At 40.9% G+C, this 18,563-nt stretch carries 18 protein-coding genes; 5 read left to right on the top strand and 13 right to left on the bottom strand.

Translation table 11 applies throughout. The features are described from left to right. Window positions 1–27: 27 nt before the first annotated feature. The 7 genes from GDZ68_RS10305 to GDZ68_RS18305 form a co-directional block, all read right to left on the bottom strand. Window positions 28–1,164: an enolase C-terminal domain-like protein gene (locus tag GDZ68_RS10305; RefSeq protein ID WP_153722214.1), complete on the bottom strand. Its 1,137-nt coding sequence runs from the start codon at window positions 1,162–1,164 to the stop codon at window positions 28–30. A 43-nt stretch (window positions 1,165–1,207) separates the two neighbouring features. Continuing rightward, window positions 1,208–1,864, bottom strand: a complete 657-nt coding sequence (locus tag GDZ68_RS10310; protein ID WP_153722215.1) for a GntR family transcriptional regulator — start codon at window positions 1,862–1,864, stop codon at window positions 1,208–1,210. Between the two features lie 233 nt (window positions 1,865–2,097). Then, a complete protein-coding gene (locus GDZ68_RS10315; protein ID WP_153722216.1) occupies window positions 2,098–2,733 on the bottom strand; it encodes an O-methyltransferase in 636 nt (211 codons plus the stop codon). A 322-nt stretch (window positions 2,734–3,055) separates the two neighbouring features. After that, window positions 3,056–4,453 (bottom strand): MATE family efflux transporter, encoded by a 1,398-nt coding sequence (locus GDZ68_RS10320; protein ID WP_153722217.1) that lies wholly within the window; start codon window positions 4,451–4,453, stop codon window positions 3,056–3,058. A 172-nt stretch (window positions 4,454–4,625) separates the two neighbouring features. Next, window positions 4,626–4,748, bottom strand: a complete 123-nt coding sequence (locus GDZ68_RS18300; protein ID WP_255425142.1) for a hypothetical protein — start codon at window positions 4,746–4,748, stop codon at window positions 4,626–4,628. A gap of 179 nt (window positions 4,749–4,927) precedes the next feature. Then, window positions 4,928–5,881: a bile acid:sodium symporter family protein gene (locus tag GDZ68_RS10325; RefSeq protein WP_153722218.1), complete on the bottom strand. Its 954-nt coding sequence runs from the start codon at window positions 5,879–5,881 to the stop codon at window positions 4,928–4,930. Window positions 5,882–6,035: 154 nt separating this feature from the next. Next, complete coding sequence (locus GDZ68_RS18305) at window positions 6,036–6,158, bottom strand: hypothetical protein (protein ID WP_255425143.1); 123 nt, start codon at window positions 6,156–6,158, stop codon at window positions 6,036–6,038. A gap of 269 nt (window positions 6,159–6,427) precedes the next feature. On the opposite strand from GDZ68_RS18305, the gene GDZ68_RS10330 reads away from it, so the two are divergent. After that, window positions 6,428–6,994, top strand: a complete 567-nt coding sequence (locus GDZ68_RS10330) for a cupin domain-containing protein (RefSeq protein ID WP_153722219.1) — start codon at window positions 6,428–6,430, stop codon at window positions 6,992–6,994. Window positions 6,995–7,040: 46 nt separating this feature from the next. On the opposite strand, the gene GDZ68_RS10335 is transcribed toward GDZ68_RS10330, so the two are convergent. Next, window positions 7,041–7,403 (bottom strand): winged helix-turn-helix transcriptional regulator, encoded by a 363-nt coding sequence (locus tag GDZ68_RS10335; RefSeq protein WP_153722220.1) that lies wholly within the window; start codon window positions 7,401–7,403, stop codon window positions 7,041–7,043. A 139-nt stretch (window positions 7,404–7,542) separates the two neighbouring features. On the opposite strand from GDZ68_RS10335, the gene GDZ68_RS10340 reads away from it, so the two are divergent. Next, window positions 7,543–8,142, top strand: a complete 600-nt coding sequence (locus GDZ68_RS10340; protein WP_153722221.1) for a nitroreductase family protein — start codon at window positions 7,543–7,545, stop codon at window positions 8,140–8,142. 513 nt (window positions 8,143–8,655) lie between these two features. On the opposite strand, the gene GDZ68_RS10345 is transcribed toward GDZ68_RS10340, so the two are convergent. Next, window positions 8,656–10,563 carry a hypothetical protein gene (locus GDZ68_RS10345; RefSeq protein ID WP_153722222.1) on the bottom strand — a complete coding sequence of 636 codons (1,908 nt, stop codon included), beginning with the start codon at window positions 10,561–10,563 and terminating at the stop codon, window positions 8,656–8,658. Between the two features lie 799 nt (window positions 10,564–11,362). On the opposite strand from GDZ68_RS10345, the gene GDZ68_RS10350 reads away from it, so the two are divergent. The 3 genes from GDZ68_RS10350 to GDZ68_RS10360 are packed head-to-tail and all read left to right on the top strand — an operon-like array spanning window position 11,363 to window position 13,944. After that, window positions 11,363–11,830, top strand: a complete 468-nt coding sequence (locus GDZ68_RS10350; protein WP_153722223.1) for a hypothetical protein — start codon at window positions 11,363–11,365, stop codon at window positions 11,828–11,830. After that, the gene (locus GDZ68_RS10355) at window positions 11,831–12,874 is read left to right on the top strand and encodes a glycosyltransferase family 2 protein (RefSeq protein ID WP_228551076.1); all 1,044 of its coding nucleotides are present in this window, start codon (window positions 11,831–11,833) and stop codon (window positions 12,872–12,874) included. Next, the gene (locus GDZ68_RS10360) at window positions 12,871–13,944 is read left to right on the top strand and encodes a polysaccharide pyruvyl transferase family protein (RefSeq protein WP_153722224.1); all 1,074 of its coding nucleotides are present in this window, start codon (window positions 12,871–12,873) and stop codon (window positions 13,942–13,944) included. Before GDZ68_RS10355 ends, GDZ68_RS10360 begins: the two co-directional genes overlap by 4 nt. 52 nt (window positions 13,945–13,996) lie before the next feature. Here the strand turns inward: GDZ68_RS10360 and GDZ68_RS10365 are convergent, their stop codons facing one another. The 4 genes from GDZ68_RS10365 to GDZ68_RS10380 form a co-directional block, all read right to left on the bottom strand. Beyond that, window positions 13,997–15,061 (bottom strand): glycosyltransferase, encoded by a 1,065-nt coding sequence (locus tag GDZ68_RS10365; RefSeq protein ID WP_153722225.1) that lies wholly within the window; start codon window positions 15,059–15,061, stop codon window positions 13,997–13,999. Window positions 15,062–15,298: 237 nt separating this feature from the next. Beyond that, window positions 15,299–17,308, bottom strand: coding sequence for an FtsX-like permease family protein (locus GDZ68_RS10370; protein ID WP_153722226.1), 2,010 nt, complete (start codon window positions 17,306–17,308; stop codon window positions 15,299–15,301). Continuing rightward, the gene (locus tag GDZ68_RS10375; protein WP_153722227.1) at window positions 17,298–18,065 is read right to left on the bottom strand and encodes an ABC transporter ATP-binding protein; all 768 of its coding nucleotides are present in this window, start codon (window positions 18,063–18,065) and stop codon (window positions 17,298–17,300) included. Before GDZ68_RS10375 ends, GDZ68_RS10370 begins: the two co-directional genes overlap by 11 nt. A gap of 57 nt (window positions 18,066–18,122) precedes the next feature. Beyond that, on the bottom strand, window positions 18,123–18,536 hold the full coding sequence (locus GDZ68_RS10380) for a hypothetical protein (RefSeq protein ID WP_153722228.1): 414 nt from the start codon (window positions 18,534–18,536) through the stop codon (window positions 18,123–18,125). Window positions 18,537–18,563 lie beyond the last annotated feature (27 nt).

Raw genomic sequence — 18,563 nt, forward strand, 5'->3', positions numbered from 1 at the left:
ATTCCTCTAGGAGATTCTGTCATTTTATTATTTTAAGCCGCTACAGTCACATACGATTTTATAAATTGCTGATTGCTCTACCAATTTCCAATCCATTTCAATCCCTAAGCCATTACCAATAGGCGCATGAACATATCCATCTGCATCTGTCCGAATTGGATTTTTCACAGCGAATTCCAACGGTTCTACAGGGACTGCTTGTTCGAAAAATAAACAATTGGTATACGCAAGCATTACATGTAGATTCGCAGCTTGGGAAAGTGTATACCCCCATGATTGCAGTTCCACCGTCATTGAATTCGCCTCTGCAAGACCCATTACTTTTCTAGTCTGCGTAATACCGCCTGCTAAGGTTGTATCCACCCTTACACTCGACCAACAACCGTTTTGGATGCCTTGCTCCAGTTGATTCATATGAAGCAATGTATTACCCGCAGCGAGAATAGGAATTTGAACTCTTGATCTCAATTCTTGGTATCCTTTCAAATCGGTATCAGGTAAAGGAGCTTCAAACCACACATAACCAAGCCTTTCCAACTCATTTGCTACATACAATGCTTCTTGCCTTGTATAAGAGCTTTCCACATCCATCATAAATTTCAATCCTGAATTCTTAAAGACATCATGAATGGCATAGGCTAGCGCCAAATCTTCCTCAGCTTTGCACCATGTATGGAATTTAATATATTTATATCCCTGTTCTTTTAATTCATGAACATACTCTATATATTCTTCAATACTTGAAAGAAATGGTGTGCTCGCATAAGATAGAATTTTGTTACGCGCCCCTCCCAAAAATTGATACAATGGCATCTTTGCATACTTTGAAACTAAATCCCATAACGCTATGTCAATTGGTGATTGAGCTTCCGGCGTCATTTGAACACATCTGCTCGCCAACAAGTTATAAAGTTCTTCCCTCTGAAGTGCAGATTTACCGATCAAAAAAGGAATCAAATGTCTAATCGATTCAGCTAAACTTTTATCAGGGCATCCTTCTGTCCATGATATCGCCCCGCCGAATCCTTCATATCCATCAGTTGTTTGTATTTTCACAATCGTATTCGTTATTGTTAGATCAGCATAATGCGAAGAGGTTTTATATTTTGCTTCTGGACCTGCCACTACATTGACTTCTATTTTAGAAATTTCAAGTTTTGTCAAAATACTCTTTCCTCCAAACCCTTCAATAAGAACAACCTGAATTTCAATTCAATAAATAAACGTCAGGTATGTTTGTATCAATGATATGTTTTCGAAGCGCTTCCACAGCATCTTCAACCGAATCCTCTGTAATTAGAATTTCTACTAATTCTTCGTGATCTTTCATCCATTTTTCAAGCGTCCCTGATTTGCTATTCTGATAAACAAAGTGCAATCGAATTCGATGTACAATGCTTTCCCATATTCTAATTACATTTTCTAATTCAGAGGAAGTCACAATCAATTCATGCAGTTGAATATCCAAGTCAATGAATGTCGGCAGATCATCATAGTTTACCGCCTTTTTCATATTTTCCACAATGCCTCTGAATTTCTCTCTATCCGCGTCTTCCCAATTAGCAAATCCTTTTTTCAATGCGTACGTCTCAATTTGAACACGCATTGGAATAAGTAATTCCATTACTTCTTCTTGAGAAATAGTAGCTACCCTAGTGTCTTTGTAAGGAGAAGAAATTAGTAAACCCTCTAATTCCAATAGCAAAATGGCTTCGCGTACAGAAGTACGACTAACTCCCAGATCTTGTGAGAGACGACTCTCCGTGATCTTTTCACCAGCTGATAATTTCCCTTCATAGATCAGACTTCTGATTTCCTGTGCGATCCTATGCTTTAAAGAGAACCTCGATAAATCTTTACTCACGATATTCCTCCTTCCAACATACTTTTTGTCTGATTGTCGACAATGTACACATTCTGATTATACTGACTCACTTGTGTTTTGTAAACATCATTTATAATATTAAGAATGTATTTAACAATCTCATATTAAACAAAAAGCAACCCCAATCCTCAACTTCAGGAATGTGATTGCTTTATAGATATGTTTATGACTCTCATATAAGCGTTTTTTTATACAATATTATTTCACCTACACTATTTCCTCACAATCGACACGGTCAATCCGTCTCCTGTCGGAATAAGCAGCGACTCTAATTTAGGATGGTTTGCCACATAGGTATTGAATTTCTTCATCGTTTCTGTATGGCGTCTTGTTTCAGTTCCGCCAGCCACGCTGCCCCCTGCTAGTACATTATCAGCAACGATTACTGCGCCAAGTTCCGCGAGCTGTAAACAGAGGTCTAAATATTTTTCGTAGTTTTCTTTATCTGCATCGATGAAGAAGAAATCAAAGCGTTTTTGACTATCGATAAGTAATTGAAGATTTTCAAGTGCTTCTCCAGTCATATAAGTCACTTGATCACCAAAACCTGCTTTTGTCAGATTTCGATGAGCCAGCTCTGCGTAAGATTGCTGCAGTTCTAAAGAAGTTACCTTGCCCTCCCCAGTAAATCCTCTAGCCAGACAAATTCCACTGTACCCTCCAAGAGCACCAATTTCCAGAACATTTTTTGCTTTGGACATGGAAACCAGCATCGTCAGCAATTTCCCGGAACTCGGCGATACCGAGATAGACGGCATTCCGTTTTCTTTTATGGACTCCATCACTTCCTTCAGCAACGCATCTTGCGGTGAAAAAATTTCATCTATATATTTATTAACCTCTTTCATTCCGACCCATCCCCTTCTTTTCGTTACTGACTTAATCCTACCTCAGATTGCTTGTTAAAGTGAAGTTAGATGCAGCATTTGCGAATAGAAGTGCTCTATGATCACGAATGGGCCGCATATGATCAAGTGCGGGGGTGACATGAGCGTGAGCGGTTGCTCTATGATCGGCTCGCGGCGGCGTATGAGCATGCAGACAGAGTCTATGATCACAAAGAGAGTTTGTATGATCATTCAGAATGAAATCGCACAGCAGAACTCTGATTTTGCCACATAAAAAAGCAGTTCAAAGTATAAGCTTTGAACTGCCATCCCGTATACTTGCTCACACAACATCCGGCGTTGCAGACTGCTCTGCCGGCACCACCGATTCAGGTGCTTCCACCAATGCATAGCGTTCCCACGCCCTGCTCTTCCAACGCAGCGCCATACTGACTGCACGAATCCATTCATCCGTTGCAATCGCCAGCCATACGCCGATCAATCCTAAATCCATCACAAACACCAGGAAATAACCAAGTGGCAAACTAATGAGCACCATCGAAATCGCACCCATCAGCACAGGAAATTTCGCATCTCCAGCTGCACGCAATGAATTGATGATGACCATATTCACCGTCCTGCCAGTTTCCAGCAGACATGACAGCAATAATACCTTGGCGCCAAGCTCGATGATCGCTTCATTATCTGTAAACAGGCGCATGAGCGGATAGCGGATGGTCATGACAATTACCACCATGACCGCTGTCATGACAAGCGCCCGGCGAAGCGACTTCCACACTTGATGGTAGACTTCTTCCTTCTGTCCGCTGCCGACCATCCGGCCTGTTATAATCGACGTGCCAAGCCCAATCGCCAATGCGAATAAATAACTGAACATCGACACATTCGTCGCATACTGCCGGGCAGCCAGCGCCTCCGTTCCGAGATACGTCACATAATATAAGAACACAATCTGGCATGCCTGATAAAGCACTTGTTCGAATGCAGACGGCAGACCAATGTGAAGGATTTTTCCGATATACTCCTTTGACCATGTAAAATAGAACTTAAAATCTATCCGGTAATCCAGCACCTTGTACAATAGCCATAGAAAGAATACGACTGCCACAAGCCGGCTGCCGACAGACGAAATGGCCGCCCCTTTGACGCCGAGTGCGGGCATACCAAACTTACCGAAAATCAATGCGTAATTCCCGATGACATGAATGATATTCATTCCCAATGAAACAAACATCGTCTGCTTGGTGAAACCGTGCACGCGGATAATTGCCGCCAGCGCGTTAATAATTGCCTGCAGGAAAATCCCTCCGCCGACGATGACTAAATACGCTTCTGCATGGGCAAGCACCTCGCCCTGTAAATTCATAGCCCGCATCATTTGGCTTGTGAACAGCAAGAATACTCCGCTGATGACCAAACCTGCCAATAAATTAAGCGACACGGCGAGTGCCGATATTTTCGCGGCTTCGATATAACGCCGTGAACCGAGATACTGGGCAACCACGATGGCTGCCCCATTCCCTACTACTTCCAATACCAAAATCGCAATCTGTATATATTGATTTGCTGTACCGACGCCGGAAACTGCCTGATCCGACAGCGCACTCAGCATAAAAGTATCCGCCAGACCCATCAGCATAAACAAAAATAACTCAAGAAAAATAGGCCACGTCAAATGAAATAAACTCAGTTTCACCACGGGACCGTTTGCTGCTGCCATCTATTTATCGCCTTCTCTTCATTCAAAATCAAAACAGGAATAGCTTACCACGGAAGAAGGCGTGCCGGATATATACTTTTTCGTTTTATTGTGGATTTTTTATGTCATTTTCTTGCTTCTGTAACATAAAAAAACCCACAGCATATAAGCTGCGGGCGTGAAGACTAATTAATTATCGTGTATAAGAAAGAACTGCGTACTTGCTGAAGTTTTTCATAGCGCTTGTAGCTTCAGCCTTCTCTGCATATTCAAAAATCCGTACGTTTTCCTGTTCGAACAATGTGATAACCCACATGCTGTTCAGTCTCCTTTTTGATTGGCATTTTGATTTCCTTTTTCGGAAATGCATAACCAATTTCTTTTGTTACTCTTATCATACGCTTTATATTGGAGAAAGAAACCATCATGTGAAGGATTTCACAATTCATTCAAACTCAAAACGCTTACATTTGTCAGATTAGTGTCTGCAACCGGTTACTTCACTCTTTCCGTTATCCAGATTCGATATTTATCTGCCACCTTGCTGTATAAAGAAGCCAGCACTTGCTGGAACAGCATACCAAACACAACAGGCATCGCTACTTTGGGAGGGAAATAAGATGTGGCTATGACCACACCGACTGCAATGTTTCGCATGCCGCCCATGAACATAAACGTAGAAGAGATTTCAGGGTTCTTCCAAATGATATGTGATAGAGCCAAAGCGGCAGCATATCCCGAAGCTGCTAGGAAGAAAACCATGCCAACGATACCGACCAGTTCCCACGTAAACTTTTGAACATACGGTGCCACGGCACTCCCGTTAATTGCCACAATCCCGAATAAACTCAGCTTGGAAAAGGGAGCAAGTTTCGGAGAGAGTTTAGACGGAATTTTTCCTTTTGAACCTTCATTCAGCGCAATACCAAGAAGTGTCGGCAGCAGTACCATCCATATTAAATTCATGATTAGTGAACTTGTGTCGATTGTAATCCGCTCACCTGCAACTACATGAAGGATAGCAGGCATTACGATAGGTGCGAGCAGTGTATCCACCAGAATAATTGACAGGCAAAGGGGCAGATTACCTTTCGTCAGCGTTACCCAGATGACGCTAGTAACGCCTGTCGGGACAGCAACCGCCAGCACAAAACCAACCGTCAGCAGTTGATCATTAAAAACCAGGCTGGACAGGAAGTATGCCCATGCCGGCATGAGAATATGGAGGAATGCAATACTGATCAGCACAACGCCAGGATGCCTTACGACCATGCGGGTTTCCCGAATATTCATATTCAGACTGCCGGCAAACGTAATGAAAGCGAGCAGCCAGGAAACGAGGAACAACAGCTGCTCCCCGATTTGATGAAACAAGACACCCAGGATTAAACTGAGAGGGGTCAAAATAGCGATTCTTCTTTGCAGAAACGTATTAACTTTTGTTAGCATACATCGATTACCTTCTTTATGAAATGAGCAGCAAACTGCAACTATTGTTTATCCATTACATTACATGGACGAAATTCTGAACACAAGTCCAACGATTTTTTATAATAGAAAAAAACCTGCAGCTATAAAACGCTGCAGGCACGGTGCACTGTAATTATCTTGTATAAGAAAGAACTGCATATTTGCTGAAATTCTTCATTGCGTTTGTTGCTTCAGCCTTCTCTGCATATTCAAAAATCCGTACGTTTGCCTGTTCGAACAAAGTGATAACCCACATGTTGTTCAGTCTCCTTCTTGGTTTGTATTTTGATTCCCATACAGGAAATGCATAACCAACTTCTTTTGTTACCCCTATCATACTATCTTTTCTGTGCAAAGAAAGTAGCTTGTGAAGGATTTCACAATTCATTCAAACTCGAAACGCTTACATTTGAATAGTCTGTGACAAGTGGATAAACATGGTTTAGCGGTATTCCAGTTTTCCTAACGTAATATTAACCAGTCACAGCCGGATAAACATCACATATACTACTATCAGTAAGCACAATGAAAGGAATGATTCCCTCGAATTATCAAATCCCTTATCTCATGTTCAACTGTTGTATGCCGGTTTATATTCCACTTTGTAACAATATGCATTCTTACCGTTATCCTACGCAGCCGTCATATACAACTAACGCACCCTCTCCGTCAGCAACCATAACTGATTATGGTCCTTCCCCATTTGTCGTCAACATCGAAGAGGCGGCAAAACAAAATAACACATTTCGCACAGCACTATGGACAGGAGAATATCTGCAGCTAACTTTAATGAGCTTAGAAGTTGGCGAAGCCATCGGATTAGAAATGCATCCTGATGTTGATCAATTTATTCGGATCGAAGCAGGTGAAGGACTTGTCCAAATGGGAGATAGAAAGGAGCAGCTGGATTTCAAGCGCAAAGTATATGATGACTTCATTTTCATCATTCCAGCCGGCAAATGGCATAACCTCACGAACACAGGTACACAACCGCTAAAATTATATTCCATTTATGCTCCACCGGAACACCCTTACGGCACTGTACACGCAACGAAAGAAATTGCACAAGCTGCAGAGTATCACAATGGATGAATAAAAAATACACGTCTCCGTTAGTCAAGAGACGTGTATTTTTTATTCATAGTACGTGTTTTTGCTGTTCCTGAAGTAACCCCATCTTCTGCTTGTGCATCACATGGTTCTCTCCCCATTCATGCATCGCTTCCAAAATAGGTCCCAGCGATCTGCCGTAATCTGTCATCGAGTACTCTACTTTCGGCGGCACTTGCGGATAGACGACGCGCTGAATGATGTCTTCCTCTTCCAACTCACGAAGCTGTTTCGTCAGCATTTTTTGTGTAATCCCAGGCATGCTGCGCTTCAGTTCACTAAAACGTTTCGTCCCTTCATGAAGCAAATGAAGCAAGATCACAGGCTTCCACTTTCCCACCACAATCTCCAAGGCTTCTTCTACTTTGCATTGCGATACTTCTATTTTCATTCTGATTCCTCCAATAGTATCTTTTCGTATACTATACAACTTAAAAGTGGGTACTTCTCCATTTCATCATTACATCTTATACTAACAGAGAAGCCAATAAAAATATATGGCTGTATGCAAAATAACGGAGGTTTTGATAATGTCAAAAACATTTACAGAAGCAGTGGAGAGCCGGCGTTCTGTTTACGCAATCAGCGGTGAACCGGTTATTTCCGATGAAAGAATTGAAGAACTCATTGTACATGCAGTTACACATACACCATCCGCATTTAATTCGCAGTCAGGACGTGTAATCGTGCTGCTTGGTAATTCCCATAAAAAGTTATGGAAAATCACGGAGGATACGCTGCGTAAAATAGTTCCTGCCGAAAGATTTCATACCACAGAAGAACGCATAGCGTCGTTCGGCAGCGGATACGGTACGGTCCTGTTCTTTGAAGACATGGCACTGGTCGAATCACTGCAAAACCAGTTCCCAGCGTACAAGGACAACTTCCCCATCTGGTCGCTGCAGTCTTCCGGCATGCTGCAATACGTCATCTGGACATCACTTCAGGAAGAAGGATTTGGTTCCAGCCTGCAGCATTATAATCCATTGATCGATGACGAAGTGAAAAGACAATGGGAAGTTCCTGATTCGTGGAAACTGATCGCACAAATGCCTTTCGGCAAGCCATTAATGGAAGCAGGCGAGAAAGAAATCAAGCCAGTGGAAGACCGGCTGAAAGTATTTAAATGAAGTGAGCTATCCACCACTTAACACCCTTCCTTTCGGGTTGTGTGAAGTGGGGGCTTCTCGACTTATCATCACTTTTAATAGCTGATGAAAACGGATCGAGCTATCCCTCTTGTTCCAAGGATTGTTGTTTAGTTTTATGGTCATGCCAACCTTTAACTTGCCTTCGTTTTTGACGTTGATGACGGCTTTCTAATTCCTGTCGCGTACGAATCCACACCTGCAGAAGAAAGCACCATTCAGAAAGGGCTACCTGTTTTATGTATCTACATCTGGAGCAGGTTTTGTTCAAAGGGAACCACTTGCTGATTATGACAAGTTGCTTCCTTTATTCAACTATATCTATTGCGATAAAGTTGTATAGTTTTGAAAAGCAACTGAATTTTATTTAAAAACGAACAATCAAGAAATTAAATAAGACACTCTATAGAGAGACTGCTTACGAAGTGTCAACTCTATAAAGTGTCTTTTTATTCTATACAAAATCTAAAATAATTAGTTACCGCCTAGTTCTTCTTATTCATCTGTCAACTTATGAACTGACCAAACCGTTCCAGTATCTGTTCCCCCACCAATGTTGAGAGAAATCCCCAAACCACTTGCTTCATAGAAGATAGCAATTTGTTCGCCAGCATTCAGATGCACATCCCCTGTTAAAGTAACGGTTCCATTTCCTAGAATCGCTCGCAATGTTAGCAACAAGGCTATATTGACATTCAAAACCGGGAATAAGCCTGAGAGTAGATCAACCGTTGGGACTGGTGAATACTTTCTAATGACAAACGCTGGATTAATTCCAGCTCCTAAGCTAACGTTCAGCGCTGCAGTTGTAGTATAACTTAATATCGCATTAATCGTATATCTTCCCGTTTCCGGAACGGTGTAAGTGCCGGTCGCAGCATCAAACCCACTTCCAGTATAATTCGGATCTGTAACTACCCAGCCTCCTAGTTGTTGGCTTCCTGTAATAGCGGTCGGTGTTCTTCTGGCCGAGAAACCAACTTCCGCAACGGTAGGACCAGTTGCGCCGGTGGCTCCTGTTGGGCCTGTCGCTCCTGTTGCTCCCGTTGGGCCTGTCGGGCCTGTCGGGCCTGTCGCTCCCGTGGCTCCGGTTGGACCTGTTGCTCCCGTGGCTCCCGTGGCTCCTGTTGGACCTGTTGAGCCTGTCGCTCCTGTTGCTCCTGTTGGACCTGTTGGACCTGTTGCACCTGTCGCTCCTGTTGCACCTGTCGCTCCCGTTGCACCTGTTGGACCTGTTGCACCTGTTGCACCTGTTGGGCCTGTTGCTCCCGTGGCTCCGGTTGCACCTGTCGCTCCCGTTGCACCTGTTGGGCCTGTTGCTCCCGTTGGACCGGTTGCTCCCGTTGGACCGGTTGCTCCGGTCGGACCTGTTGGGCCTGTTGCTCCCGTGGCTCCCGTGGCTCCTGTTGGACCTGTTGAGCCTGTCGCTCCGGTTGCTCCTGTTGCACCTGTCGCTCCTGTTACACCTGTCGCTCCCGTTGCACCGGTTGCACCTGTTGGGCCTGTTGCTCCCGTGGCTCCGGTTGCACCTGTCGCTCCCGTTGCACCTGTTGGGCCTGTTGCTCCCGTTGGACCGGTTGCTCCGGTCGGACCTGTTGCACCTGTTGGACCTGTTGGGCCTGTTGCTCCCGTTGCACCAGTTGGACCTGTTGGGCCTGTCGGGCCTGTCGGGCCTGTTGCTCCCGTGGCTCCGGTTGCACCTGTCGCTCCCGTTGCACCGGTTGGGCCGGTCGGACCTGTTGGACCTGTCGCTCCGGTTGCTCCAGTTGCACCGGTTGGACCGGTTGCTCCGGTCGGACCTGTTGGACCTGTTGGGCCTGTCGCTCCCGTTGCACCGGTTGGACCTGTTGGGCCTGTCGCTCCCGTTGCACCGGTTGGGCCGGTCGGACCTGTTGGACCTGTTGGGCCTGTCGCTCCGGTTGCTCCCGTTGCACCTGTTGGACCTGTTGAGCCTGTCGCTCCGGTTGCTCCCGTTGCACCGGTTGGACCTGGTGGACCTGTTGGACCTGTCGGACCTGTTGGGCCTGTCGCTCCGGTTGCTCCTGTTGCTCCGGTTGGACCGGTAGCTCCCGTCGGACCTGGTGGACCTGTTGGACCAATATCTCCACTAGGAATAATAGATGTGACCCTGCCCAATTTTGTGTCCAAAAGGAGTTCTTTCTTTATGACAGTAGATAGCATTTCTTGTACTGAGTCATTTACAGCGAACAATTCTTCAAGTGTAGCCGTTTGACTAAGACCAGGTATGGTACCTAATGCATACTGAATTTTTTCTCCTTCCGCATTAATAATATGCGCAAGACCCAGTTCCTCCATTGCTATTGATGCTAAAAGCAAATTGATTACATCGTTTCGATCAATGGTGATATTCGGTGTAATATTAGGAATATTCGGTTGTGACATATTAAAACCCCCTTCTCATTTTGTAGAACGCCATGCAGGTTAACCTTTCATGGCGTTCTCATGCATAGTTTATTCTTTGCGGTAGAAAGAGATTGTACAATTGGACCGGCAAAACAGATTTCGCTTATGACACGGCTTTCTAAAGTTAATAAACGCCTTTTGCGTCTCTATTTTAAATAGCACCTTTCCCTCTTAACTTTCCTGACTTTCATTAAATTCGGAGGAATTAGCCTAATAAAGTTGGTAACTACCCTATATAACTTCACATATGATACATGGCATCGCACCTGATTTAGCATGGGACCATTTCAATCAGGTTCAAATAAATGTAATGACTATGAAAAGGAGTGAATAGTATATGTCGATGCCGAATATTCCAAATATCACGCCGGATATTTCATTGGAACGCTGTAAGACTATCGAGCTCTTATTGAATTCAATAGCGCTAGAGGAAATTGCTTTATCTCATGTTATGAATGCGGAGGCGGAGAAGCTCCAACTTTTTTTAGCAAAACATTCGGGTTGTATCGAGGATGTTTGGAAAATGAATAATAGCATTAACAAAACACTGAGAACCATCGTCAAGTCGCAAATGCTTTTACAGTTTAAACTGGAAGATGTATTAGAACTTGATTGTGACAGTTGTAAACCTTGTAGACCTTGTAAACCTAAACCCCGGAATTGCTGTCACAAAGGCACGTCAAATTCAGACTGTCATTGTAACTGCAGCTCTGCAAAAAAAGATGGAAAGCACAACTCTCATTAATACAATCATCCTGTTTTGAAAGAAGGGATAATTATGAAATGCTTGGAATCAGATTCGCAATCTATTTTTTCAGAAAGCGAATCTCATTTTTTACATGCCGTACCTAATTATCTCCAACTCCTGATCACTCATTTGCACTCTTTCGAAGTTTCCACTGACGAGAGTCAATTATCCAATCTAGAAACAACACTCATCTCATCTTTAGCTTTAATTGAACATATTCATGCGTACTATTTTCATCGCAAAGTTCTTATAGGAGGAAAGCAGTTTTTTCTAAATGGAAGAAACATACAATTCGTGATGCAACAGTTCCAGCAAGAGCTATGGAGTTGCACATTTGTTCATCAAAAGTGCAAACAGCATTGTGAAAAAATCCTCAATCAAATTCAATCCTATTATGATTGTGACTTTGTCATTTTTATCAAAAAGGCTCCTTCAGTAAAAACCGCTTGGATATCCGAGAAAATTCTAGATATTCGTTATGTAAAAGGAGATAGATAGATGAAAAAAAATCCAATGATCAGTTTATGTATGATCGTTAAAGACGAAGAAGACCGAATAGAAACATGTTTGAAAAGTGTGAGCGGAATAGCAGACGAAATTATCATTGTTGATACGGGATCAACGGATCAGACAATAAAATTATGCCAGCAATTTGCGAACGTAAAAATTCTTTATTATGATTGGGATCAGCATTTTGCAAACGCCCGAAATTTCGGCATAAATCATGCGAGCGGCGACTGGATTTTATGGTTGGATGCGGATGAAGAATTGGATGTACTTTCTTGGGAAACAGTAAACGATCAACTAGCACAACAAGAAGAAGCAACCGTCATCCAATTGCCTGTTCTTAATTATGTTGGCGACCGTCTGCCGGTCCAACCTGAACTGGTTTTTACCTATTATCAGACACGATTATTTCGGAACTTTAAAGGCTACCAATTTTTTAATCGTATCCATGAAACCCTCAAATTGCCTGCAGATGCCAATATCGCATATTTAACAGCCAAAATTCACCACTACGGATATATCACGGAGATTGAAAGGAAGAAAGATAAAGAAACCCGAAATATTGAATTATTGCAACTTGATGCCGGAGAATTGGAAGAGAATCCATGGAACGCCTACCATCTGGCAAGCGAATATTACCGCAGGCAAGAATATACACAAGCATTTCAGTATTTGAATCTGTCCATCTATTCTTTCTTACAGAAAATGATCAAACCTCCCTCGATTCTTTATCGTTTAAAATATGCTATCTTAATTGAAACAAAAAGCTTAGAAGGAGCCTGGCCAAGTATCGAAAAAGCTATTGACCTCTATCCTGACTATGTCGATCTCCACTTTTTCAAAGGCACCATTCTCTTCGAAAAAGGAAGATATCAAGAGGCGCTGGAGGCTTTCGACAAATGCCTGGAATTAGGGGAGGACCATAAAGAACATTTAATTTGGCAAGGCACCGGCAGCTACTTAGCAATGGAATATAAGAATAAGTGTCAAAAAAAGATAGAAGAAGGATTATACGATAAAGGCGGGGAAACTTGAAAAGGGTACTCTATATTGGTTGGATTGGCTTTGAAAACTTAGGCGATGAATTGATGTATGATCTTTTTAAGGAGCATTTTGCTGTACTCGGCGAAGGATATTCTTTAGATTTTGTCAATGTTGAAATGAAATATTTGAAAAACGTTTCACCCGGCGACTATGATTTAGTTGTTCTTGGCGGAGGATCAATTTTAAACGGACCTGGCGTCACCATCTCGCCATACGTTATTGACTTCTTATATAATGCAGTAATGCTGAATAAAAAGGTGATGATGTGGGGGACGGGAATTGACTGGCTGCCCAAGTCTTCCATCTCTTTATTAGAAAATCCTCAGGAGCGTTTCCTATTAGACATTTCGGATCTCACAATGATGAAAATTCGAACTGTATTCTCTCAAAGTATATGGTCAGGGGTCAGGGGACCACTTACAAAAAAGATTTTCGATCAGATTGATCCAACTAACCAGATTGAGATTTCAGGAGATTCCGCATTTTTATTAAATTTGGAAAGGAAGAAAGTTCCAGAGCAAAAGATCATCGGGGTTAATTGGGGAACGAGCTTCAACAATGTTTACGGACAAAATGAGGAAAGTGTAGAAGACCAATTAGCCTTGGCTTTGCAAACATTAATCGCACAAGGCTATAAAGTACATTTGTATCTTGTCTGGCAGAAAGATATGGAGGCATCCGTCCGGCTGTATCACAAAATAAATGACAGCGATCACGTCACGATGCCAGTATTATATGATCAGAATGAATTAATGGAACGAATGCAGGACTTTGAATATACTATAAATTTCAAACTACATGCTAATTATCTTTCACTCGCAGCCCAAGTCCCGTTTATCGCCCTTGGATATCGTTTTAAAATATATGATTTCATTAAATCTATAGAAGCAGATTCATTAGTAGTCGACATGGATTCCGCAACCATCGCAGAAGATTTATTACAGGTCCATGAACAACTTCTATCCAATAAGGACACTTTTATGAGCAAAATTGAGACAAAGCGAAGTCTGTACGCACAAAGGCTGCTTGAACCCTTTGCAGCTAAACTCTATTTACACTGACAAACAAATTAGCAGGGACAAGATGGATTTCCATCTTGCCCCTGCTTTCTCTCTATTTCTCACGGTATTCTTCAAAAAAACTTTCATTATTCTTGATTACAGGATCCTCCGGACGATATTGCTTAGCAAGAAGATTTTGGTCAATTGCCGCTTGAACATCCCCTGTTTTCCAATAACAAACGCAAAGCTGCAAATGGGGATACCATGTGGAAAAACTTTTATTTGTAAACCCCATGTCCTCCTCTATTTCAATTTCCACTGCTGTTTTATACCAAAAAACCGCCTTTTGAAAAAGACCTTTCTCCTTATATATGTCTCCTATTCTGCATGCTGCTTCGGGACGAGGTATATCATATTTCAGTGTACTGACCAAAGCCTCCATTTCCTCTTTAGGTTGTTTTAAGACACGATAGCAATCGGCCATATACAAACAAGCACGAATGATATCCTCAACCCATCCTTTTTCCGTTGCTAAAAATTCAGCATACTGTTCTAGAGCCTTCTCGAAGCAGCCATGATCCTTTAGTTCATTCGCAAAATAAAAAAGATCTCTAGCTGTAAATTCCTCTCCTGCTTCACGTCTTTTTTCATAAATGCGCAAATTCCTGCCCTTAGATTGATTCTTCTTTTTCTTATTGGATTTCTTATGAGTGACAGAGATGTCAGACGTGAGTGTATTTCCGTTTACAAGCAGCACTTCATGGACAGGTCCGGTCCATTTAAAATTGCGAGCCCTTTTGACCAGCCTATTTCTTCGGAATGAAAAAGATGGATTTCCATACTCATCAAAAGCTACGTCATATAACATGGAGACCACATCAATATTCGGATCTATGCTCTCTTTTAAACGAGCCAGTTTCTCCCCGTCGACATTCAGCAGTACATCATCCGCATCCATCCATAAGATATATTCCTGTGTAGCTCGTTGAAATGCAAAATTCCTAGCAGCTGAAAAATCATCAATCCACTCAAAATCAAAAATTTTGTCTGTAAACTTTCTTGCAATTTCCTTCGTTCTGTCAATGGATCCAGTATCAACTATCACGATTTCCTCACATAAGTGCGCCACGCTATTCAAACACTGCTCTAGCACTTCTTCTTCATCTCTTACGATCATGCACAAACTAATCATACAAGTCTCCTTTTGGGTTATGCTCTCTCCTCATTATATGTGTAATATTAACAGCAGTACTGGGTAATGAATATGAGAGTATGGCGGTTATCTATCCTGTGGTTAGTACTTTTGAAAAAGTCTGAAGTTGTTGATGTGTTTCTCCGCAAAATCCCCAATTGAGCGGGGATTTTCTCTGTCAATCTAATGAAATTGCCGGTAATCTCTTTTGCGGTATCCATCCTAATTGCTATTTTTGACTATATTCTTGACGCCGATATATGTTGCATAAAAATACGCACCATATATGATGAAAAGGAGTAATGAACTTACTATAATGCTTTGGTAGTGAAAGTTGAAAATTTCATTAACTGCACTAATCCCAACTATTGAATGTATTACGGCCAGGCTTAAGGGGACTAAGAAATAAATTAAGCTCTGTCTCAAAATTGCTTTATTTATTAATTTTTCAGTAACACCGATTTTCTTTAAGGACTTATATCGTTCCAAACTATCACTTGCGTCAGATAACTGTTGTAATGCCATGACTGCCGCACTGGATATGATAAATATGAGACCTAAAAATAGACCGATGAATACAATGGTTGCTGCAAAACCATTTTCTTTATCTTCTATTTGTTCTCGTGTACTCCCAATAACTAAAGCAGGGGAAATGTCTCTATATTTGTCTTTCGAGAGATTATTGAAGAGAGTTGAAAATTTCTCTTCCGATTTCTCAAAACTTTTATTATCATACATCACATTAAAACTTGTAAATTCGGTTTGCAGACTTCCATCGAAATTGTCAGGAATTATGAAGTAAAAGAATTTATTACCGCCTGTGCTCTTGACATTCTCCTCTATAGGATAATCATTTTTAATCTTGTAAGCTTTATCTTCTATATGGACGATGTTCTCATTTTCCATATACTCAGGCAAGGCATCATTGACAAGAGCATAATTAGATACGATTAATACCTCATTCTCCTGTAAATCAAGGGGCTCTTGCCCTTTAAGCTGTATAATTGAATTATAATCAGATATTTTTACAGCAGATACAGCACCATCCAAATAATTATTCTGTAAATCAATTCGCTCCTGATTGTTTAAATACTCCGATAGTAATTCTTCTATCGTTAGATTAAGTTTGAATTCACTATAAAACGATTTCTTTTCATGATTACCGAATGTAAAGTTTATTTTATTTAAATATTCTTCTATATCATTTACCTTTGGGTCTTCATTATCATTATTAACCACGAGAAATGCAGACGCATCAAAAGGAGTACTCTCTTCTAAGTTTTTGTCGATAGTTCTTTTTAAATCAAACGCTGCAAATAAAAGGGCAATAGTTATAAACATCATAAGACATATGACAGTCATGGATAGAAAGTTCGTGTTGATCTTGTTGTTTATTTGTCTTAATACAAAAATATTTATATCCTTCAAATAAATTCTTTTGTTCTTTTGCACTATATGGATAAAGAAGTTAGAGAGACTGAAGAAGAATAACAAGGTTCCCATAACTCCCATTACTACAGTAACTGACAGCTCCGCATTGCCGGCAGATAAGCCGGTTTTTAAAATTCTGGCGTACGCAGTGACTAACAACGTCACGGAAGTGGCAAATATAATCAATGATACAAAAGAATTCTTGAGCTTAACTTCTTCGTTTTTCTTTGCCGCATTTAACATGTCAATCAATTTAAATTTCGAAATAGTAAACTGATTAAAAATCATTACCAGAATATATATTAATCCGAAATATATAACCGATTTACCGACTGCGTTCAATGAAATAATAAATTTATATTTATTCAAATCAACTGATAAGATGTTAGCTACCAGCAGCGAAAGACCCTGCGATACGATAATTCCAAGTAAAATCCCCGCCACAAGGGAAAGTGCACCTATTAAAAGGGTCTCAAAAATCAATATTTTCGAGATTTTACTTTTTGGCATCCCTAATGTCATATAAAGACCCAATTCTTTTTTCCGCTTTTTTATCAAGATTTTATTTGCATAAATGATCAGACCGCCAAGAATAAAAGAGACAAATACGGAGGTTCCCGCTATAAGCTTATTTAACGTTGATATAAAGTTGGCATTTTTATTTAATTCTAATATGGAGTTCTGGGAATTAATCGAATTGAAACTGTAAAAAATACATACGGCAAGAGTCAATGTCAGGAAATAAATTGTATAATCCTTAAAACTTCTTTTTACGTTGTTGATTGCAATTTTAAAGAACATTTCCTACATCGCCTCCAAGCAGAGTTACAACTTCAATTATTTTACTGAAGAATTCCTTTCTCGTCTCATTTCCGCGTATTAATTCAGTAAAAATTCGGCCATCTTTTATAAACAGAATTCTATTGGCATAGCTTGCCGTAAAGGAGTCGTGGGTAACCATCAGTATCGTCGAATGAAACTCTTTATTCAGCTTTTCAAATGAATCCAAAAGTAATCTTGAGGATTTCGAATCTAATGCACCAGTAGGTTCATCCGCCAGAATGAGAGAGGGCTCAGTAACGATTGCCCTTGCACATGCAACTCTTTGCTTTTGCCCGCCTGACATTTGAAAAGGAAACTTTCCGAGCATCTCAGTAATTTCTAGTTTTCTTGCCACGTCCTTAATCAATTTATCTATTTCCCTTACTTCTCTTCTTTGAATAGTCAAGGCTAAAGCTATATTTTCATAAGCAGTCAGTGTATCAAGAAGGTTGAAATCTTGGAATATAAAGCCCAGTTCATCACGTCTGAATTCTTCCAAAGCTTTTTTCTTTAGAGCCGTAATATCCTGGGTATTTATAATAATATTGCCCGTTGTAATATTATCAATCGTAGAAATGCAGTTCAAAAGAGTAGTTTTACCGCTGCCAGAAGGACCCATTATTCCTAAAAACTCTCCCTGATTAACCTTGAAACTAATATTGTCAATGGCTTTTGTAATATTACCTTTATTACCATAATACTTTTCAATCTTCTCAACGCTTAATATATTTTGCATGATTTCCCTCCACGGTTGTCGTTTTTTTAACTTCGATTAATCTCTATTCATCGTTATTTATTTCACGTCAAATTCTGCTTTTGCTTCGATAATTTTTGAACCCTTTACATAAATAGTAACACCGTAATGACCTTCTTCCAGACCTTCCGGGATTGTAAGTTTTGCTGAAAAGTATTTTGCTTTGTTACTAGTCACTTTTTCTTCAACTAAAAACCTGTTCTTCTTTGTAATTTCTCCTTTATACCATACAACCTCTGCTTCATTAATCCAGAATCGATTTCTCTTTGCAGAAAAATAAATTGGATCTTCTGGAGCAAATGTGGCAGTTACCTCTGCCGGCCTTCCGTTGTCATCAATATCTTTTGACATTACCCCATCTACAATTTTTGGCTCAGTAACGTATTCATAGGCAAAGAAAGTTCCCACTGATAAGAGAATGACTGCCAAAAGTGTGATTAACGTTTTTTTCATTTTTAATTCCTCCTGAAATTTATTATC

It is taken from the genome of Sporosarcina cascadiensis, from assembly GCF_009650995.1.
Taxonomy (GTDB): Bacteria; Bacillota; Bacilli; order Bacillales_A; family Planococcaceae; genus Sporosarcina; species Sporosarcina cascadiensis.